We start from the raw sequence: 21,122 nt of genomic DNA on the forward strand, positions 1-21,122 counted from the left end.
GACTTGAGTTTGAAAGGGGAAGGGCGCACAATCGTGAAAAAATCCACGAGGAGTAGAAATGGAGCTTTCAGATATTCGCCGAGAGTATGCGCGCGATGGGTTAAGACGAAAAGATCTTAAAGCGAATCCAGTCGATCAATTCAATTTGTGGCTGCAACAAGCCATTGATGCTGGGCTTACTGATCCAACCGCGATGACGGTGGCAACGGTAGACGAAACAGGCCAACCTTTTCAGCGAATTGTGTTGCTCAAAAATGTTGATGACAAAGGGTTTGTGTTTTACACCAACCTTGGTAGCCGCAAAGCACAGCAAATCGCGGTGAATAGCAAGGTGAGCTTACATTTCCCATGGCATCCGTTAGAGCGTCAGGTACATATCACGGGAGTGGCGGAGAAGTTGTCGACTGTCGAGAACGTTAAGTACTTTGCATCTAGGCCAAAAGAGAGCCAAATTGCTGCAATAGCGAGCCGTCAGAGTAGTCGCATTTCTGCTCGTGGTATCCTCGAAGGCAAGTTTCTTGAGTTGAAGAAGCAGTTTGAACAGGGGGAGGTACCAGTCCCGACGTTCTGGGGGGGCTTTAGAATTCGACCTGAAAGTATAGAATTCTGGCAAGGTGGTGAACACCGACTGCATGATAGGTTCTTGTTTTCAAATCATGATGGTCTGTGGGACATCGATAGGCTTGCCCCGTAAAAAGAATCAAACTATTACGCCGCTAATCAGCGGCGTATTCATTGGTAAGCACCACTGAAAGCTGTGTTTTAAGCATGGTTTTAGGGATAGCTGAGCCGTAGCCCAAATCCAATGCTCGATCTATAAGCTGCTCTTTACTGTGAGCAGAAAACTTCCCTCGCAGCCTGACAACATAGCTCTCAAAGGTTTTTATCGAGATGTTCATGACTCGAGCAATGTGCTTCGGTTTTTTTCCATATAGTAATAGGAACAACACTTCCGCTTCTCGAGCCGTTAGTGGCTCTATTAAGGACTCTTTTGGACTATTGTGGGTCATTGGCTCACTGTGATCCCCTTCTAACCCTGTCGCGCGGCAAATCCAATGGCCTATTTCTAATACGGCGGTATTGGTGAGCTCTTGACCGTAAAAGATGGTGCCTTTTATCTCGCCGTGCTCGTCTAGCCAAGGTGACTTAGTAAAAATGTGGGCATGCCAACTGCCGTCTGGATATGGGTGAATATCCAATACTTTGATTGATTGCCTTGTTTCCATCACATACTTGTCTTGAGCTTGGAAATCGGCCGCACAGTGCCGAGTTGCGCTTGGCATTTCAAAATCCGTTCTTCCAATACAATCAGATGGTTTCTCTACACCAATGAGGTCAGCGTAAGCTTGGTTGGCGTAAACAAAAACGGAGTTAAGATCCTTACAGCCCCAATAACCTGGTAATTGTTGGAAAAGTGACAGTTGGTCGGGGGTGACAGTTGTAGACACTAAATGTTGCTCCTGAATAGAACACACAAATTATACTGCTAAATGTGGCCATATAGCATTGATTATGAATAAGTTTATGTGTCTTCCCGATGCTATTGTCGGGTATTTCCTTATAGCTAAAAAAATGCCAGCCGGAATAAGGCTGGCGAAACAAGACTATTCTTGTTGACGTGTAGAAGAGGTTCTACGTATTTAGCAGTCAGTTGCTAAATCAGAGAGGCACCATGGTGCCAACCCGTAGTTAGTGACTAGGGTTCATAGACTAATTTAATGAGATTATTAAAGATAAGAAAGGGGGGATTTCCCCCCTTTTTCAAGATGTTAGTCGAGGTCTCTTACGACACGGAAACCGACATAGTTGGAAGCTGCAGAAGGAGCCATGAATAAGCGCTGATGCGCGGCTGCCATTGCTGGAGAGAAGCTCCATGCACCACCTTTAGTCACACCACGTGAGTCATTCGTCCATTCCCAAACGTTACCGACCATATCGTAGATGCCCATGCGGTTAGGAGCAAAGGCTGTTACCGGAGATGTGCTGTTGTTAGACCATGGTGTACCGCCCCAACCCGTATTGGCTTCACCTGGGATAAATTTATCACCCCACCAGTACTTGTCTTGGCTTCCTGAGCGAGCTGCGATTTCCCACTCATCTTCTGTCGGAAGTCGGTAGCTAAATCCAGTTTGCTTACTCAACCAACGCGTGTAGGCGTTAGCATCGCTTCTGCTGATGCAGACAGCCGGTGAATTAGCGGATTGTTTAAAGCCAGGATCTCTCCAGTAACTGTCTGGAACAGGCGTTACTTCTGAATTATTTACCGCTGTACAGATATGTTTAAGTTCGGCATCGGTCTGGTAATTGGTCACATTCACAAAATGCTCAAATTGCTGAACTGTTACTGGAGTGACACCGATTGCGAAAGCATGATCAAGGTCGACTTGGTGCGAGGCGTTCTCCCCAATCAAATACTCTCCAGCGATTAAGGTCACTAACCCTGGCGCTTTGCCACCGCTAGGCATGGTATCTGCGAACTTGTAACCAGCAACGAGTTTATTTTCATTTTCTCGTAATACTGCACGTAAGGTATGGTCAGAACTGATCTTAAGTTCTTGGTGGAAAGAGCTGTAGCCTTCTTTCTTAACGGTAATCATGTGTGGGCCAACCGGTAGCATGATCTCAACTGGTGAGCTGCCGTAGTTGACGCCATCTACCAAGACTTTGTCGTTATACTGATTAGAACGAACGGTTAAGTTAACCCATGCCGTCTCTTTTTGCGGAGTTTGGTCTGCATTGTATTCGCCTGGCGCAAAACAGTATTTGGAGTTGAGGTCAAGCAAGGTACAAGCTGTAACTTCTGCTGGGCGTGCATCCAGCTCAACATCCATGACTGATTTAAAGCGCTTACCGTCGTAGAAACCAGATTCAATGTTTTTATGGCGCAGTACATGAATGTTGAGAGAAACTTTGTTTAGATTCTGTTTAACCAGTTTTGATTCACTAGTGTCATCGATAAGCAGAGCTTGGAATTGATTAACGGCTTTTTGCAACGCCAGATCTTCAGTTTGTTTAGCACACTGAGCAAGTGTCATGCTGTTACTACATACGTTAGTGAAACTGACTTTTTGAGTACCACTCTCACGTAGTTCGCCCTTTAAGCGCTCTGCACGTGCACGTAGTTTATCAGTATCGAGCTTCGCGATATGTTCTTCGATGGCATCAACGGCCAATTGTTTTTGGTCTAGCTCTGCGCTTAATTCTTGTAGCGTTTGTTCAGCTTCAAGTCGAGCAACTTGGTTTTGCTTTACGTCTGCCCAAGCTCGTTGATAGGTGTTTTGGGTTGAAGTGAGATCGAGCTCAGGGTCGTCGATCATACGCTGATAATCGCGCTCAAGGTTTGCTTTAGCTTTGTTTAATTGGGCAGTCAGCTTTTCGGCTTGCTTATCGAGCTGAGTAAGCTGGCTTTGCTGACCTTCAACAAGCTGCTTTTGACTGTCTCTATCTTTTTGAGCTTGGGAAAGCTCCGAGCGCTTAGTGAACAAAGCGTCATCGATGGCCATCACTGAAGAAGGCGTTCCTTCAGCCATTGCGGACGTTGCTACCAAGCAAGGTGATAGAGCAAGTAAGAGAGCGGGTAAACCTTGTCGCATTGTCTTTCTACTTCAATAAATAAATTTAGTTAATTAGGCCATTCTAAACGAAAACGCCATTTTGTCAGAAACTATCTTGCGATAACTTGATGACAAAATGGCGTTTTTACTGAATCTTTGTGAAACCTGACAAAATTTTCGTCGATTTCTGTACAGATTCTAATCTGAACTAGCTGTCTTTGTTTGGTCTTAGTTTGACCCAAACAGTGTCGTTACCATTTACAGTAATAACTCGATTGTATGTTTCGAAGCCCGATTTCGATACCGTAACTTGATGGCGGCCATTTGGCAAAACCACTTCTACAGGAGTTGCACCGTAAGTAATGCCATTGATGGTAACAGAATCGTTGTATTGATCTGAACGTACCGTCACGTTAGCCCACTTCTTATCATTCTTTTTCGATGAAGAAGCTGATTCTGCTTTAAGACAGTAGCGAGAAGACACGTTTAACAGTTTACATGCCGCAATGGCTTCTGGTTTAGCCTGAAGCTGAGCTTGCATTTGAGTGAAGTACTCATTGTTGCCCTCGAAGCCGCTGCGAATCATTTGGCTATCTTGGATATGAATATTCAGCTCAACACCTTTTAAGTTACGCTTAGCTACCACTGACTCAGTTAAGCTATCTAGTAAGTTAGAGCGGAACGTTTTTACAGCTTTCTGCTTGGTAAGGTGAGCACCTTGGCTTGCACATTCACCTAGGGTCATAGTAGTCGAACACGTTGTTTTATAGCTTGTTTCTAGAACATTGCTTTCGCGCAGTTCTGATTCCAAGCGTTTTACTCGTGCTTCAACGCGGCGCTCTTCTAGGTTTGAGTATTCTGTATTCAGACGCGCTTGTTTTTGCTTGATTTGAGATAAGCGCATTTCATTTTCAGTAATGGCTTGCTCGTTTTCTAGCTTTTGAGCTTGATTGTCTTTAACAGCCGCCCATGACTCTTGGTATTTCTTTTGAAATGAAACCAAATCGGTATCTGGGTCGTCTAGCAGGCGTGCATACTGTTTATCTAAAGCGGATTTAGCACGGTTGCGTTTAGCATTGAGGTCTTGCCCATCTCTTGTAATACGAGCGTTCTCATTCTTGAGTTGTTGAAGCTTACTGCTTTCGGCATCAAAATCTGAAGAAATAGAGTCCAGTTCGGCCTGTTTTGTACTTAGCTTTTCATCGATGGCGGTAACCGGGTCTACCTGGTTAGCTTCTTCCGCATATACCGATGCAGATACCCAAAAAGGGCTTAGCGCGAGCAATAGCGCTGGGATGCGACGTGTTATCATAGGTCCCTGCAACAAATTAACGTAGTGTTCCACATTTCAAAATGTGGAAAAGACAAACTTTTGACGGCTTTATTAATAAGCTGTCTCATAATGCAATTTCTATTCCTGTTGGCACAAAAAACATTTCAATAACAATCCGATAGACGGCGGAGTTATCCTATTTACTTTATGTGCACGTTCCATTTTGGTCGTAATAATAAAATATGCAAGCCTAGAATTTGATTGAGCCAGCATCTCTCTAGATTGAACAGACATTAACCGTAATTAATGTGCACTTGATCATTGTTCCAGAGTGTGGCCTGTACAAAATTTCATCTCGAAATTCGAGCGACTATGAGCGTAGTTTTGTATCAATGGAGCGCTATTAAAGGCAGTGTCGTTGCTGATAATTTTGTTATACCATTAGATGGAATCACTCCACTGAATTGACTCAATGAAACCAAAAACGCCGTTATCCATTGCTGAAAATTGCGAAAAAGCCAAAGTTTTGTCGCCTGCCCCGGCCGAAATTGTCACTTTGCCTTCGCATATGGATTGCCATGATCACCAATACACGCAAGTAGTGATTGGGCTAAAAGGCCAGGCGGAGTTTGAAGTCGGTGGTATGGGCAATTTGGTCGGCCCAGGCCAAGGTTGCGTGGTGACTTCTGGTTCAGACCATGCGTTTGGTAGTTTAATGAGCCAATCGGATATCTTGGTTCTGAATATGCCTTTGCCAAGCGGTGACGACCCACTAATGTTGCAACGCATCAACGATTTATCTCGTTCTGATACTTATTTTCAGCTGGATAACCAAATTCAAAAACTCATCCAGATGTTGGTCAGTGAAATGCAAGCAAATCCGAACGACTTGTTACTTAGCCGTGCTTGTAATGATACAGTGGTTGCCTTATTACAACGCCATATTTCGGCTTTTGAAACCGCTAAAAGGGACTCTCGATTTGATCTGGAAGCGATCGACCGATATATCGAGCAGCACCTAGGACGCAAGATTACGGTTGCTCAGTTAGCGGGGAGTGTTTTCCTCGGTGAAAGCCAGTTCCATATGCTGTTCAAAGAGCAGATGAAGATAACACCTCATCAGTACGTGCTCGGTAAGCGTATTGATATGGCCAAAGTTTTAATTGAGCAAGGCCACTTATCTTTAGGCCAAGTGGCTGAACTTACAGGTTTTTCTGGTCAAAGTACGTTTACCCATTCCTTTACACGTCTACAGGGCGTTTCTCCTTCCCAATACAAAAAACTGCACTGTCAAACACCGACAAAGCGCTAGCTGACTGGCTATTACCTATATTCCCTATCTTTTTTAATTATGACCTTGTCTTATACCCAAGTGGCTTCAAGATGAAGGATTCAGAGCGTTATCACTGGTTCAAGTTCAAGGCAAATGGCGCAGCGGAATAACGGGTTCTTTCCAAGGCATTTAACGTAGAAATTGAGCCAGTGATACGCTCCCAAAGGGCGAGTTTGCCTAGCTCGCACACGTTGTTTACGATTCTCAATTTAAAACCACTAGATTGTCGAATCGTTGCCGCGTTTGCAAACTAGGCAATTCTCGCTGAACCACGCATCTTGAGGTTACTTGGGTATATAGGCTTCATTCATATTCACCGTTTGAGAGTGAGGACGCTATCGTGTATATAAATGATGAATATTAGATGTTAATGAAGCTAACATTTACAACATAATATATTGCCCTTATTGGTGTGATTCTGTATTTGTTTTGTTAATAGCCAGAGTTTTTAGCAAAAAACTCGGAGTTTTTGACAAGTATTCAACTCAAGCTCAAAATACACTGCAGCCATTGTAGGAAACTCGAACTTTATTCGAGTGTGAGATTGAGGAAAAACCATGTTTACAGCCACTGATGTGTTGAAAGCAGAATTTGTAGGGCAGCCGCTCGACAAATTGTGGTCGCTGATCTCGCCACTTTATATGGTGGACGAATCCCAATGGCTAAATCAGCTTTTACCGTTAGCAACGCCTTCTGAGTCAGAGAAGCAAACGATAGAAACCAAAACGACTCTGCTTATTGAGGCTATTAGAGCTGATAAAAAGTCGATTCAAATGATCGACGCTCTGCTGCTTGAGTACAGCCTAGATACTCAAGAAGGCATCTTGTTGATGTGTCTAGCTGAAGCGCTTATGCGGATCCCTGATGCCGCAACCGCTGATGCACTGATTAAAGATAAACTCAGTGTGGCAGATTGGAAATCTCACTTAAAGAACTCAGATTCTGTGTTTGTTAACGCTTCAACTTGGGGCTTAATGCTCACAGGTAAAGTAGTTGGCTTATCTGAAAAAGAATCTAAGAGCCCAACTCAAGCGATGAATCGCTTAGTTAACAAGCTTTCTGAACCCGTTATCCGTCAAGCGATGCACCAAGCCATGAAAGTAATGGGCCACCAATTTGTGTTGGGCCGCAGCATTGCCGAAGCTCAGAAAAATGGTCGCCCACTACGCGAACGTGGCTTCACTTACTCATACGATATGTTGGGTGAAGCGGCACTGACCACGGCTGATGCAAACAAGTACTTCAAAGACTACTTAATGGCAATTGAAGCGGTAGGTAGAGAAAATACTGCACAAGCCAATGCCAATAGCCCTGCACCTTCAGTATCGATCAAGCTCTCAGCTCTTCACCCGCGCTATGAAGTCGCCAATGAAGCGCGCGTTATGAGCGAATTATACGACACGCTGCAACAACTGTTGCGCCGTGCAGTCGAGCTAGATGTCGCTATCACAATTGATGCAGAAGAAGCCGACAGACTAGAGCTTTCGCTAAAACTGTTTGAAAAAGTTTATCGCAGCGAATTAGTTAAAGGCTGGGGTAAGTTTGGTCTAGTAATTCAAGCATACTCTAAGCGTGCTCTACCTGTTCTGCTATGGATTAACGGCTTAGCAAAAGAGCAGGGTGATTTAATCCCGCTGCGTCTTGTTAAAGGCGCATATTGGGACAGTGAAATCAAATGGTCTCAAACGTCGGGCTACGCTAATTACCCTGTCTACACGCGTAAGGAAGCAACTGATGTGGCATACCTCGCGTGTGCTCGATTCCTTTTGAGTGACAATGTGCGTGGCAACATTTTCCCACAATTTGCTAGCCACAATGCCCATACAGTCACCGCAATTGCGGTTATGGCTGAGCATAAAGATTTTGAATTCCAACGTTTACACGGCATGGGGGACTCACTATACAACCATGCGATGGAAGCGTATCAGCAGTCTGTACGTATTTACGCGCCAGTAGGTAGCCACAAAGACTTGCTGCCATACCTTGTTCGCCGTCTACTAGAGAACGGTGCTAACAGCTCGTTTGTTCATCGATTGGTGGATGCTCGTTGCCCTGTAGCAACGTTGACTCAACACCCTGTTGATATGCTGCTTAAGTTCGATACGTTGAACAACGCTAAAATTCCTTTGCCACCTCAAGTATTCCCAGAACGCCGTAACTCAGCGGGTGTTAACGTTGATATTGAAAGCGAAGCGAAGCCGTTTGAAGCTCAAGTTGATGCGCACCTAAACACGGTTTGGAATGCGGGTCCAATGATCAATGGCGAATCTCATTTCGAAAGCATGATCAAGGCTGGGTGTGAGACAGAGCCTGTTAAAGCACCTTACGATCGACGAATCGAAGTGGGTCGAGTGGCTTTTGCTAACCTTGATCATGTTTCCGCTGCAATTGAAGGTGCCGAGCAAGCATTTCAGTCTTGGTCTCAAACCGACAAAGCAACCCGTAGCGCTGCGTTAGATAAGTTAGCCGACTTATTAGAAGCGAATTTGGCAGAGTTAGTCGCGCTGTGTCATCAGGAAGCGGGCAAAACGATTCATGACAGTATTGATGAAGTACGTGAAGCGGTCGATTTCTGTCGTTACTATGCAAAGCAAGTTGATGCTTTAGGTGAACTCAAACTGCAAGGGTTTGATGGTGTTACTCGCCGAATTTCACGTCAAGGCCGTGGTGTATTTGTATGTATCAGCCCATGGAACTTCCCATTAGCAATTTTCCTTGGCCAAGTAACGGCAGCGTTGGTTGCTGGTAATACTGTTGTTGCGAAACCGGCGGAGCAAACCAGCTTGATTGCCGCGCGCGCAGTGGATTTGATGGCAGAAGCGGGCTTCCCAGCTGGAACCATCCAATTGCTACCAGGTCGTGGTGCTGACATCGGCAGCGCACTAACGTCTCACCCAGCGATTGCAGGTGTTGCTTTTACTGGTTCGACAGCGACGGCTCAACGCATTAACCAGACGTTGGCGTCTCGAGATGCAGCGCCAGTTCCGTTTATTGCGGAAACAGGTGGCCAGAACGCTATGATTGTTGATAGTACGGCACTGCCAGAACAAGTGGTGCGTGATGTGATTCGTTCTGCTTTTGCGTCTGCAGGTCAACGTTGTTCAGCACTTCGTGTTTTGTTTGTCCAAGAGGACATCGCTGATCGCATTGTTGCACTTATTCAAGGTGCGATGAACGAGCTGAATGTTGGCACTCCTTATCTACATAAAACGGATGTTGGGCCGGTGATTGACACCAACGCTAAACAAAAGCTTTTGGCTCACATCGAATCTATGACTCAATCTCAAAAGAAAGTGGCTCAACTAGAGCTTAACGATGAGTGTACTCATGGCGACTTTGTAGCGCCTGCGGCATTTGAGATTGACGACATTTCATGTCTGAAAGAAGAACAGTTTGGACCAATTCTGCATATCGTTCGTTTTAAAGCGAGCGAGTTGACCAATGTTGTTGAGCAAATTAACCAAACCGGTTTTGGCTTGACCATGGGCATTCACAGTCGTAATGAAACGACTTACCGCTGGATTGAAAAACACGCTCGAGTAGGTAACTGCTACATCAACCGTGATCAAGTTGGTGCCGTGGTAGGTGTTCAGCCATTTGGTGGTCAAGGCCTATCTGGTACAGGCCCGAAAGCGGGTGGTCCACATTACTTGTTCCGCTTTACACAAGTTCAAATTTCGCAGTAGCCGCAATAGGAGAATAACCATGGTTCATCAAGTAACTCGTTTTTCTGATGCCTTTGCGGCGTGGGAAAACTGGAATCTCACAGACTTTGATGTCAAATGTGAGTGCCTACTTTCACTTAAATCTCAGCTAGAGTCTGAATCGCCAAAGTTGGCGCAAGTTATCTCATACCATGTTCAGCAGGCATCAACCTTGCTGGCAGAACCGCATCAATTAGTTGGCCCTACCGGGGAAACCAACGAGTTGTATACCGCGGGGCGTGGGGTGGCATTGCTGATTCAAGACGATACGAGTGAGCAGGCAAAATTATCGTTAGTGGCTCAATTAACTGCAGTACTCATCGCTGGTAACAGCGTCATTGTTTGTAGTGATGATACTGAGCTGACTAACGCTTTGGAGACTGCGTATACGCAATCTTCAATTTCGACCAACCTAGTCCAATTCGCTTCATTTGATGCATACCATCAGCTGCTGGAGTCGGATGTAAGAAGTGTTGGCTATGTTGGGAATCCATCGGTTGAACAAAGCATCAACCGTGCACTAGCAAAGCGTGAAGGCGCAATTGTAAGTCTAGTATCTGAAACGGATCTTGAGTGTTTAGTTGTCGCACACGATCCACATTTGTCTCTTCGTTTTATCACGGAAAGAACAAGAACAATAAATATAACAGCGGTGGGTGGTAATGCGACCTTGCTAGAGCTTGGAAGCGAAGCCCACTAACGCTTTATTCTGTTGCCCCTAACAAGGGGCAACGACATAAAGTGCGATCTTTTAAAAGAGGACGATCACATGGAAAATAGCTTTGCTATTACAACCACATTTATCGCGTATCTGATCATGATGCTCGCGATTGGTGTTATTGCATATCAACGAACGAAAAACTCTACCGACTACTTCTTAGGTGGCCGTTCGTTAGGGCCTTGGCCTGCAGCGCTTTCTGCTGGTGCATCTGACATGAGTGGTTGGTTACTGCTTGGTTTACCAGGGTATGCATACGCTGCTGGTATTGAAGCATTTTGGCTAGCTGGTGGCTTATTAGTAGGGACATGGTTGAACTGGTTGATCTGTGCAAAACGCCTACGTACCTACAGCATCACAACAGACGCATTAACTCTACCAGAGTTCTTATCACGTCGATTTAATGATAACTCGAAGCTTATTCAGACAATTGCTGCGTTCTTCATTCTTCTATTCTTCCTTTTCTACACAAGCTCGGGCTTAGTAGCAGGTGGTAAGTTGTTTGAAACAGTATTCGGCTTAGATTACACCACCGCTGTAATTATCGGCACGGTGTGTGTGGTTTCGTACACGCTATTTGGTGGCTTCCTAGCGGTATCTTGGACTGACTTAGTTCAAGGTCTATTGATGTCGGCAGCGCTGTTGATTGTGCCAATCGCGGCGATGAATGGTGGCCTTGGTCAGCTAACCAGCGATCTTTCTGCTATCAACCCTGAGCTGCTCACGCTATGGAATGATGCGAAAGGTGAGCCGTTGTCGGCGATTGCTATTATTTCGCTAGCTGCTTGGGGCCTAGGTTACTTTGGTCAGCCACATATCCTTGCGCGTTTTAAAGCAACACGTACTAACAAAGATTTAGGTACAGCTCGTCGTATCGCGGTAACGTGGACGGCACTTTCTATGATCGGTGCGATGTTAGTTGGTCTAGTGGGTTTGGTTTACGTTACTCAGTCTGGTGGTGAAGTACTTGAAGATGGTGAAAAAGTCTTCATGCTGCTGGTAAATGCAATGTTCCACCCTGTGATTGCCGGTATTCTATTGGCAGCGATTCTTGCTGCGATCATGAGTACGGCTGACTCACAGCTTCTTGTTTCGTCGTCTGCACTTGCTGAAGACTTCTACAAACAAGTATTCAAGAAAGATGCAAGCTCTGATGAAATTGTTCGCGTTGGTCGTTTTGCGGTAGTGGCAATTTCGATCGTTGCTCTTGTTCTAGCTATGACACCAGACAGCTCTGTTCTTGGCTTAGTATCTTACGCTTGGGCTGGATTCGGCGCGGCATTTGGCCCAGCTGTTGTTATGAGCTTGTACTGGTCTCGTATGAACCGTAACGGTGCACTTGCGGGTATCATTGTTGGTGGTGTTACCATCGTAGTTTGGAAGCAACTATCGGGAGGTTGGTTCGACGTGTATGAAATCGTACCGGGAATCATCCTATCTGCGTTGTCAATCTATGTTGTGAGCATCATGACTGGTGAGCCAGAAGAGTCTGTGAAAGCTCAACACGCTAAATTTGAAAAGCAATTAACGGAGCTTGAGTAACCACGCTAATTGATGTGAATTTTGTTAAGAATAAGGCCTGCAGATATGCAGGCCTTTTTGTGTTTTAGCTTCACACTAAAGTGGTAGTAGCACAGTTTTTGAAGTGAAACCGATTGTTTATTGAACGTGCATCACGCTTTTGCGACTAAAGTTTGAGCGATCGGAACCAATGCTCGCACAATGTGTCGATTATCAATAACACAACCGTTTTATTTGGGAGAAATCAAAATGCCTAAGGCCTACTGCAGCTGCTGTCGCAAAGACACCCACCATAAAGTCGTGATGCAAAGGTGTCAGACCGAAAAGGATAAAACGGTGTTACAGAGTTTGGTTAGCAGTCTGTTCCAAGGTGGGCATTACGTTAAAATGGAAAAGCAGGGGTTCTGTCGAGTATGCAATCACCGTTCAGAACTCACACAAACTGACTTTTCAAACGTCCGCGTTATTTAGTCTACCTTCCATACAATTCTACCTTAGTCACTGATTTGATTCGGAGAGCTGCCGCTTTCTGATTTTTCACGATATTATTTCTCCCAAATAAGATAATAAAGTGGCTCACATGGATTTAGACAGAATTGATAGAGAGATCCTGCGTACCTTGCATCTGAAAGGGCGGCTCTCAATGGTCGAATTAGCTAAGATGGTTAACCTCACCACCTCTCCTTGCTCAGATCGAGTGAAGCGACTTGAAAAAGAAGGCTACATTAAGGGCTACCATGCTGAACTTAATTCTGAAAAATTAGGTTTAGACGTACAAGTGTTCATCCACATTCGCTTAGACCAAACCAGTTTCTCTATTTTCGAAAAGTTTGCAGAAGCAGTGTCTCTAATGCCAGAGATTGAAGAATGTTATTCATTGTCGGGTGACTTCGATACCATGATTAAGGTTCGAGTGAAAGACATGAAAGCTTATCAGAGCTTCATGTCGAGTAAGTTGGGGACATTACCTGGTGTGATACAAACGCGCAGCGAAGTGGTCATTGAGGAACACAAAACCAGTTTCGGGTTGAATCCAGAACTACTGTCTACGTTGTAGGTTGTTGTTTATATATTTAAAAAAGGGTAGCAAGTGCTCCCCTTTTTTTAGCTTGAGATTTTCAAGTCGGTATTAGGCAATAAATGACGACACAATACCGATTGCACCGCCGAACACACCGCCCCATACGACTAACCAGCCTAAATGCTCTTTAATCATCTTCTGTACCATTTCTTTCACCAACTTTGGAGTGAGTTCATTGAGGCGTTGGTCGATGATGTTTTCGATGTTCTCTTTAATTTCATCCATCATTGCAGGGGATTCAAACTGGTCCTTAATGGCTTGTTTGATGGTGTCGCTTTGGCTAATTTCCACCACAGATTGCTGCATCTTTTCAACAAATGGCTGCTTTAGAGGTTGAAGCGCTTCTGTGCCGCCAAACATCGCTAACATTCCACCAAATGAAGAGTTTGCAATGACATCAACAAGCGAATCGAAAGTTGGGTTGAAGTCTACCTTTTCTAAAATGGGTTCTAGGTTAAGTGATTTCCCACCAGACATCTCTTTATTGAGGAAGCGGTCGATGTTTTCTGACGTAAAGAACTGCTCCATCATCAAGGTTTTGATTGCAGCTTTGAATTCTTCAAAACGTGCTGGAATCACCCCTGAGCCATACAGTCCGGGTACTTTCTCAAATAGCATATGAATGGCAAGCCAGTTGGTAATTGCGCCAGAGAAAGCAAATAGGCCAGCGTAAAAGGCGATTTGGTTATCGAAATGATAGCCCACAGCGAGTAACAGCAGTGCGGCGGTGTTGGTAAGTAAACTCTTATTCATGATGGTCGTAACTGGAAAAAATTACACAAATTCTAAGAGATTCTCTTCAGATAGAAAAGTGTTTGCTTGGTTTCGGGCTCTTGAACTCACTGGTGAGTGAATGTTAGCAACTGGCTACATCACAAATACTACTCGGTGGGTGTGAACTGAGTGGGAAGCTATACGGTAGATCATTTTGTCGTGCTCAGTTATTTGCTAGACTCTTGGCAATTTTGATTTCGTTACTTGGATCTATGAAAGAAAGAGTCGTAGTCTCGGTGTCGTCTATACACGGCACCCGACATTTTCACCTTAACAAATGGTTTCGCCACTTTCTCAAAGGCTTTAGCTATTTCTTTGCTGTCGGGCTTATCGCCACGGCAGGCGTGATCTATTACCTGCTTGATGAAGTCGATTTTGCCAAGTTGAAGCAGCAAGAGCTTGAGACAAAATCAATGTCTTTGACCGAAGAGGTTGAGTCTCTGCAAGCCCTGAAAGTGACCTTAGAAAGTGATCTGATTGACCGCGAAGAACGGATGAATTTGGTTTCAGATCGTTTAGGTGACTTAGAAAAAGTGTTGGGGATGCAGGAAATCGAAGGTGAGCTTGAGTCACGTCTTGATACTGCGGCAATTACATCATCAGTGAGAATGGTGATGTTAACCCAAATACCAAGCGGCCCTCCTGTTCATAACGCACGAACTTCTTCAGGATACGGTAAGCGCAAGCACCCAGTTACCGGAGCGATAAAGTTTCATCGCGGACAAGATTTTGCGGTGAATACGGGAACGCCTGTTTACGCCCCTGCGGATGGGGTGGTAGAGGTAACAAGGCCAAGCAGCAAAGGCTCTGGAAACTTCTTACGCTTGCAGCACAGTTACGGATTTTCTAGCTCCTACTCGCACTTACAGAAATTCAAAGTGAAGAGTGGAGATTTTGTCCAGAAAGGCGACTTGATTGCTTATTCTGGTAACAGTGGGTTGTCATCCGGTCCGCACCTTCACTACGAGATTCGTTTTGTTGGTCGTCCACTAGACCCAAGGCCCTTTGTTGATTGGGGCGTAAATGATTTTGAAACCATTTTCAGTAAAGTAAGAGGTATTCGATGGGAATCTTTAGTAAACAAAGTCGAGCTAAGAGTCAGCAATCAGCTACAACTCTCATCGCAAAAGGCTGTTCTATTAACGGACAACTCAGGCTAGAGAGTGACATTCAAGTCGACGGTAATGTTGAAGGTCAAGTTCATGTCGATAAAACCCTTGTGATTAGCGAAACTGGGTTTGTAAGTGGTGAAATTTTTGCTGATCGAGTGATTGTTAATGGCCAGTTTGAAGGCACTTGTCATGCAACGGCGATTGAAATTTTGAATCGTGGTAGTGTGACGGGCACTATTTACAGTGACAACTTGAGTATAGAGCCAGGTGGCAAGTTCAATGGTGTGACTCACTCAAAGCCAGAACAGCAAGTGGTTGATCTTAGCGATGCGAAAAAGAAAGCGGAAGGGTAAGCCAGCTTTCTATAGCAAATCCATAATCTATGATCTAGATATAGAGCCTTGCAACGTTGCAAGGCTTTTTTATAACCATTTAGGCAAATCTTCGATAGACTATAAATAGGGTTGTTTATCGATCTTTGACCGGAATTTTAGCTCAATATTTGTGGCCTTTGGCCGATAAGTTAGCATCTTACAATAAGAATTTAGCGCATGAGTATAGTAGGTATAGCGATAGGGGCTACGGGGTTATCACTGATTTTGGTGTTCCTGTGGATGTTGTCACTGTCGCTTCGCAAGAAAAGATTAGAGCAGGAAAAACGCGAGGCAGAGATTGCCTACCGAAAAGCGTTAGAAAAATCTCGTCTGCAAGAGCATAAAGAACGTCTGCGCCAAGCGGAAGAAGGACACGTTCCTACCATTCTATTTTTAGCAAAAGAAGCCGAACGAAAAAACATCAAGGAAGCCCTGTATTGGTATGAGAAAGCAGCTCAACTAGATAGTATCAATGGCATGTATGGCGTAGTTAGAATCAGTGAGCGTTCTAGAGAGGACATGGTGCTTAAAGAGCGAGCTCGATTCTGGCAAATATCCATTGCAGCTCATGAAGGAAAATCGGCGTCTAAGTTTGAGCTGGCGATGGCACTGCTCAAAGGGCTAGGTACCGATGTTAACCACGAGAAAGCGATGAAGGTGCTGGAACAAGCTGCGGCGGATCTCCATATCCCATCTATCTTGTTCTTAGGCGACTGGTGTTTTTCGCCCGAGAATCCATCCCCAACACCGGGTGATTCGGTATTTTGGTACAAAAAAGCGGCTGACTTAAATAGCCCCGAAGGAAAGATGAAGCTTGGCTTGAATTATCTCAAAGGTATTGGGGTTGAGAAAAGCCATAATAAGGGGTGCTATTGGTTAGAGTGCGCGGCTGAGAAAGGCCATGCACAGGCGATGTACCATGCGGGAGAAGCTTGGGTAGACAGAAAACCAAGCGGAAATGCTATTGCATATATCTGGCTGTTTTTATCCGCTCACTTTGGCTACGAGCCAGCTAAAGCTTTGCGCGATAAGGTAGGTGGCGATATCGGTGTGGATTCAGTTGTTGGCTTACAGTCTCTTGCTAAGCCGTTACTGAAAAAGATATCAAGCGGTACTGTGAGTAAGCACTCCATCATTCGAGCTTTGAACAAACTGTATAAGCGTAATATTGAGTTGCCAAAGAAGCGAAAAGAAGCCCAAGTTGATGACTTTATTATGGATTCCGACAGTAATGAGGATGCCAGCAAAGACAACGAGAAAGCGCCGAATTCAATGAGGATGGACTTTTCATCGACAACGATGGATAAGCCTCAAGGATAAAAAAATCCCCAGCATGCTGGGGATTTTTGTTTTTGGGGAAGCTTAGCTTAGTAGCTTGCTTTCTTTTGTTCTGCTTTACACACTGCGGCAGTGAATACTACGTCGGTAGAACTGTTCAGCGCAGTTTCTGCTGAGTCCTGAATCACACCAATAATGAAGCCAACCGCAACAACCTGCATCGCAACTTCATTTGGAATACCGAACAGACCACACGCTAATGGGATAAGCAGTAGTGAGCCACCTGCAACGCCTGATGCGCCACATGCTGATACCGCCGCAACAACGCTCAGTAACAGTGCGGTAAGAAGATCCACTTCGATACCGACCGTGTGCACGGCTGCAAGGGTAAGAACTGTAATGGTAATCGCAGCACCTGCCATGTTGATCGTTGCGCCAAGTGGGATCGAGACTGAGTAAGTATCTTCATCTAGCTTAAGCTTTTCACACAGAGCCATATTTACAGGAATGTTGGCTGCACTTGAGCGAGTGAAGAAAGCCGTTACACCACTTTCACGTAGACATTGGAATACCAGCGGGTACGGGTTTTCACCGGTTTTGATGAAAACAATAATTGGGTTCACAACAAGTGCGATGAACAGCATAGCGCTCAACAGAACGAATAGAAGCTGAGCGTATCCCGCTAATGCTTCGAAACCAGTAGTCGCAAATGTTGCTGAAACTAGACCAAAGATACCGAAAGGTGCAAGGCGAATAATAAATCGTACGATCTGTGATACGCCGTGGCTCAGATCTTCAAAAACTGCTTTGGTCGTTGCGGATGCGTGGTGAAGAGCTAAACCCAGTGCGATTGCCCAAGCCAGAATACCAATGTAATTAGCGTTCATTAGTGCGCTAACTGGGTTATCAACCAGCTTAAATAGTAGCGTGTGCAGAACTTCACCGATCCCTTGAGGTGGTGTTGTGCCTTCTGCGCCCGCAACCAGAGTCAAAGTGGTTGGGAATAGAAAGCTCAGCACGACAGCAGTTAGCGCGGCGGCTAGTGTGCCAATTAAATATAAACTAATAATTGGACGCATGTGCGTGTGTTGGTTTTTCTTCTGATTCGCGATAGATGCCGCGACGAGAATAAAGACTAGAATAGGTGCGACGGCTTTTAGTGCCCCGACAAAAAGGCTTCCAAGTAACCCAGCACTTTGTGCGCTCTCTGGAGAGATCGTCGCAAGTACCACGCCGAGAACGATACCGGCGAGGATCTGCAGAACGAGGTTTCCGCGTGCAAATCGGGCAAATACATTGTTGTGTTGCATAGTTATCCCTGCAATGAATAGTTTTATAGAATTGTAGTGATTTCAGTTATTGAACTGATCACGACAATACTAGTCATTGCAGAGGATGTGTCTAGGATTAATTGAATTTTTACATGAAAAATTGCCAATAAGAATGAAATGTAAAATTATATATTGATTAATGTTATTGAAATGTATTGACTTGGGAGTGCCTTCAGTTTTAAGGAATTAGCACAAATGGTGTCGCCTATCACGATGAAGACTCTTGCCGTGATAGGCGACTTTACCAACTAATAGCCTTTTTTGTTATGTCGGCTTTGTGATTGTACAGAACGGTACATCTTGGTTTGTTGCTTGAACTTGGACCGTTGCTGAGCCAGTGTGGCACCATTACGTTCTTGCTCACGGAGAAGCTTGAAGTAACTAGTGAGCCTGCGTTGTTCAATATCGCCATTTTCAATGGCTAGTTGAATCGCGCAGCCAGGTTCCTGCTGGTGTTGGCAGTCACTGAATCGACATTGCTCAGCTAAAGATTCGATGTCTGAAAAGGTTTCAGCGACCCCGTCAGCGCAATCGGCTAGCTGAAGTTCTCTCATTCCGGGTGTATCAATTAAGATCGCTCCGGCAGGCATAAAGTGTAACGAACGAGACGTGGTAGTATGTCTTCCTTTACTGTCATCTTCACGAATCGAACCCGTGACTTGAGCCTGAACGCCCATGAGCGTGTTCACTAACGTTGATTTACCCACGCCAGATGAGCCAATGAAAGCGACGGTTTTCCCCTTGCCACACCAGCTTAGTATGCCTTGGCAGCTGTCGCTATCTAACCCGTTGACACTTTCAATCATTAGCATTGGATCAAGCGCTTGAACCTGCTGCCTTTTATCTTGAGCATTGGCACATAAGTCTTGCTTTGACAGCACGATTACCGGTTCAACGCCAGCTTGGTTCACTAATGCCAAATAGCGTTCAATTCGGCTTAAGTTAAAGTCGTCGTTGAGTGAGCAGACAATGAACGCCGTATCAATATTGGCGGTGATCAATTGTTCAGCCACTTTGCTACCAGCAGCTTTACGGCTAAATAGAGAGTGCCTGTCGAGCAATCTGACATACTGTTGGTCGTTATCTACCAATAGCCAGTCACCTACCGTCATCGAGGGCAGGTTATGATGCATTGCTAATGTGCTTTCACCTTGCTCAGACAAGAGTGTATAGCCATTACGATGGTGAGCAATGATTCGAGCAGGTTGAAACTGTTCAAGTTCTTCTAATGTTAGTTGTTGCTGAAAATGTATGTTCCAACCAAGGTTATGTAGTGAAATGGTTGAATGTGTTTGTGTATTCATCTTGTTTCCCCAGACATACAGAGTCTGCTCTGTCTATGTCATTAATAGAGAGCTAGGGTCAGGACAAATGTGTAGCGGACCCCGGTAAAATTGAGCACCGGGCAAAAGGAGGGAAGAGGCGTTTTAGTTAAGCGGTCTTCGCCAAGTTTGCCGGGTGGGTGTGTAATACAATCATCAGTACCTCCAAAGGTTTGTGTGATAAACGTACGGATCTTAGCAAACAGGTGGCAAAATGCCACCTGTTTCTTCGCCAATTAGTGGTGATGCTTCTGCATACCACTCATGACTTTTTTGATGGGTGCTGAAAACGTCACTTCATCACCGTTTTTAAACGTGATTTGCATATCGATTTTCTCACCTTCAACCAGTGGTTTCTTCAGGTCGAATAACATGATATGTAGGCTGCCGGGCTTTAACTCTACGGTACCGTTTGCTGGTAGCTCAATACCATCAACTTGGCGCATTTGCATAACATCGCCATCTTTGATGACATCATGAAGTTCTACTTTGCCAGCAGCATCAGTGGACGCTGAGACAATGGTCTTCGCTTCGTGTGTATGATTCATTATTTCCACAAACACTGCGCTAGTGGCTGCATTTGGCGGGGTAGCGCGTGCATATGGGTCATGCAACATGATATCAGTTTTGGCGTGAGCGAGTGGGCTAAGCACAAGGCTTGCCATTAAAAGCGCTTTGAACTTCATGTTAGTTTCCTTTAATTGAGCTTGTAATGGTGTTCATTGCTTCCACGATAGGAGCGGGCGAAAGCGTATGTGGCACTTTGGTGATCAATGTGCCATCTGGTTTTAAGAAGTAAAAATAGGAGCTGTGATCGAGTGTGTACTTGAGCTCTGAGTCCTCAAGCTCGGTTTTACGAAAGATAACGCCATAGCGATGTGCCAGTGGTGTCGTCACATCTAATGGAGCGGACAGCCCCTCAATCATCGGGTGGAAGTATTGAGCATATTGGTAAGATGCATTCGCTTCATCTCTTTCTGGGTCTAGAGAGATAAACATTGGCCTGAAATGAGACTTTTGGTTGTCGTCTACCGCGTTTAGCGCACCTGCTAACATAGCTAGGGATGTTGGGCATACATCAGGGCAGCGCGTGAAGCCAAAATAAACAATTCGAATACGCTCGTCTTTGCTATCAAATATATCTACAGCTTGGTTATCTTTGCCAAACAATATTGGGTTTGACGACTCAGCCGAAGCCTCTGAGTTGGATTGTGGAGACGAAGACTGGGAGTCAAGATACGCTTTGACACCAAAACCAAGTGCAAATGCGACGACTAAAATAAGAGACCAGTTTTTGCTCATTGTTCCATCCTTATTGCTGGGAAAACATCTTGGTTGCCATCAGATAGAGTACCTAACCATGTCATTTGTTCCTGAGTACACACGGGTAAAATGATCTCACCTTGGAATTGATCGCCTTGAGTACGGGTTAGTCGATACTTTGCTGTACCCATGTCCATCTCATGCCCTTGCATATCCAACGACAATACGTCTGACTGGGCATTCGGCCATTCGATAGTGACTTGTATAGGGACTAATGGTTTTGCGATATCAGAATCAAGAGACATGGTGACATTCTGTTGAGTACAACCTTCAGTCGATAAAACACAGTAGTCGTCGATAGGTTTTGAGTCAGACTGCTGATTGAAAACGCTGAGGATATCAGACGCAAAGAAACCAACGGCTAATGCAGCACAAACAGCAGAGGCTTTTAAGGCTAGGTGCATGGTAGAGATTTGCTCGTAAG

18 protein-coding genes are annotated in these 21,122 nt (G+C 45.0%); 9 read left to right on the forward strand and 9 right to left on the reverse strand.

Annotation, left to right across the window (positions count from 1 at the left end; all coding sequences use genetic code 11):
- Positions 1-58 precede the first annotated feature (58 nt).
- Positions 59-694, forward strand: coding sequence for a pyridoxamine 5'-phosphate oxidase (gene pdxH / locus J4N42_RS14945; RefSeq protein WP_252033002.1), 636 nt, complete (start codon positions 59-61; stop codon positions 692-694).
- Positions 695-716: 22 nt separating this feature from the next.
- On the opposite strand, the gene J4N42_RS14950 is transcribed toward pdxH, so the two are convergent.
- From J4N42_RS14950 to J4N42_RS14960, 3 genes are all read right to left on the reverse strand, one after another.
- Entirely contained in the window at positions 717-1,448 is a 732-nt protein-coding gene (locus tag J4N42_RS14950) for a helix-turn-helix transcriptional regulator (RefSeq protein WP_252033004.1), read from the reverse strand.
- Positions 1,449-1,769: 321 nt separating this feature from the next.
- Positions 1,770-3,593, reverse strand: coding sequence for an SUMF1/EgtB/PvdO family nonheme iron enzyme (locus tag J4N42_RS14955; protein WP_252033006.1), 1,824 nt, complete (start codon positions 3,591-3,593; stop codon positions 1,770-1,772).
- A gap of 169 nt (positions 3,594-3,762) precedes the next feature.
- The gene (locus tag J4N42_RS14960; RefSeq protein WP_252033007.1) at positions 3,763-4,866 is read right to left on the reverse strand and encodes a PEGA domain-containing protein; all 1,104 of its coding nucleotides are present in this window, start codon (positions 4,864-4,866) and stop codon (positions 3,763-3,765) included.
- A gap of 433 nt (positions 4,867-5,299) precedes the next feature.
- Here J4N42_RS14960 and J4N42_RS14965 point away from each other — a divergent pair, with 433 nt between their 5' ends.
- The 5 genes from J4N42_RS14965 to J4N42_RS14990 all read left to right on the forward strand — a co-directional run bounded on the left by J4N42_RS14965 (position 5,300) and on the right by J4N42_RS14990 (position 13,160).
- Positions 5,300-6,139 carry a helix-turn-helix domain-containing protein gene (locus tag J4N42_RS14965; protein ID WP_252033008.1) on the forward strand — a complete coding sequence of 280 codons (840 nt, stop codon included), beginning with the start codon at positions 5,300-5,302 and terminating at the stop codon, positions 6,137-6,139.
- Between the two features lie 578 nt (positions 6,140-6,717).
- Positions 6,718-9,846 (forward strand): bifunctional proline dehydrogenase/L-glutamate gamma-semialdehyde dehydrogenase PutA, encoded by a 3,129-nt coding sequence (gene putA, locus J4N42_RS14970; RefSeq protein ID WP_252033009.1) that lies wholly within the window; start codon positions 6,718-6,720, stop codon positions 9,844-9,846.
- A 19-nt stretch (positions 9,847-9,865) separates the two neighbouring features.
- Entirely contained in the window at positions 9,866-10,564 is a 699-nt protein-coding gene (locus J4N42_RS14975; protein ID WP_252033010.1) for a 1-pyrroline-5-carboxylate dehydrogenase, read from the forward strand.
- A gap of 69 nt (positions 10,565-10,633) precedes the next feature.
- Positions 10,634-12,124 (forward strand): sodium/proline symporter PutP, encoded by a 1,491-nt coding sequence (gene putP, locus J4N42_RS14980; RefSeq protein ID WP_252033011.1) that lies wholly within the window; start codon positions 10,634-10,636, stop codon positions 12,122-12,124.
- Positions 12,125-12,683: 559 nt separating this feature from the next.
- Positions 12,684-13,160 (forward strand): Lrp/AsnC family transcriptional regulator, encoded by a 477-nt coding sequence (locus J4N42_RS14990; RefSeq protein ID WP_279348553.1) that lies wholly within the window; start codon positions 12,684-12,686, stop codon positions 13,158-13,160.
- A 72-nt stretch (positions 13,161-13,232) separates the two neighbouring features.
- On the opposite strand, the gene J4N42_RS14995 is transcribed toward J4N42_RS14990, so the two are convergent.
- Positions 13,233-13,937: a DUF445 domain-containing protein gene (locus J4N42_RS14995; RefSeq protein WP_252033014.1), complete on the reverse strand. Its 705-nt coding sequence runs from the start codon at positions 13,935-13,937 to the stop codon at positions 13,233-13,235.
- A gap of 233 nt (positions 13,938-14,170) precedes the next feature.
- Between J4N42_RS14995 and J4N42_RS15000 the strand changes: the two genes are divergently transcribed.
- From J4N42_RS15000 to J4N42_RS15010, 3 genes are all read left to right on the forward strand, one after another.
- The gene (locus J4N42_RS15000) at positions 14,171-15,118 is read left to right on the forward strand and encodes a peptidoglycan DD-metalloendopeptidase family protein (RefSeq protein WP_252033016.1); all 948 of its coding nucleotides are present in this window, start codon (positions 14,171-14,173) and stop codon (positions 15,116-15,118) included.
- Positions 15,022-15,423, forward strand: coding sequence for a bactofilin family protein (locus tag J4N42_RS15005; protein ID WP_252033019.1), 402 nt, complete (start codon positions 15,022-15,024; stop codon positions 15,421-15,423). The genes J4N42_RS15000 and J4N42_RS15005 overlap by 97 nt, the downstream gene beginning before the upstream one ends.
- 198 nt (positions 15,424-15,621) lie before the next feature.
- A complete protein-coding gene (locus J4N42_RS15010) occupies positions 15,622-16,764 on the forward strand; it encodes a tetratricopeptide repeat protein (RefSeq protein WP_252033021.1) in 1,143 nt (380 codons plus the stop codon).
- A 47-nt stretch (positions 16,765-16,811) separates the two neighbouring features.
- Here J4N42_RS15010 and sstT read toward each other — a convergent pair whose 3' ends face one another.
- From sstT to J4N42_RS15035, 5 genes are all read right to left on the reverse strand, one after another.
- Positions 16,812-18,032 (reverse strand): serine/threonine transporter SstT, encoded by a 1,221-nt coding sequence (sstT, locus tag J4N42_RS15015; RefSeq protein ID WP_252033023.1) that lies wholly within the window; start codon positions 18,030-18,032, stop codon positions 16,812-16,814.
- 269 nt (positions 18,033-18,301) lie between these two features.
- A complete protein-coding gene (rsgA, locus tag J4N42_RS15020) occupies positions 18,302-19,357 on the reverse strand; it encodes a ribosome small subunit-dependent GTPase A (protein WP_252033025.1) in 1,056 nt (351 codons plus the stop codon).
- 254 nt (positions 19,358-19,611) lie between these two features.
- Complete coding sequence (locus J4N42_RS15025) at positions 19,612-20,061, reverse strand: copper chaperone PCu(A)C (RefSeq protein ID WP_252033026.1); 450 nt, start codon at positions 20,059-20,061, stop codon at positions 19,612-19,614.
- Between the two features lies 1 nt (position 20,062).
- A complete protein-coding gene (locus J4N42_RS15030) occupies positions 20,063-20,677 on the reverse strand; it encodes an SCO family protein (RefSeq protein WP_252033028.1) in 615 nt (204 codons plus the stop codon).
- Complete coding sequence (locus J4N42_RS15035; RefSeq protein ID WP_252033030.1) at positions 20,674-21,102, reverse strand: hypothetical protein; 429 nt, start codon at positions 21,100-21,102, stop codon at positions 20,674-20,676. The genes J4N42_RS15030 and J4N42_RS15035 overlap by 4 nt, the downstream gene beginning before the upstream one ends.
- Positions 21,103-21,122 lie beyond the last annotated feature (20 nt).

Source organism: Vibrio sp. SCSIO 43135, assembly GCF_023716665.1.
Classification (GTDB): Bacteria; Pseudomonadota; Gammaproteobacteria; order Enterobacterales; family Vibrionaceae; genus Vibrio; species Vibrio paucivorans.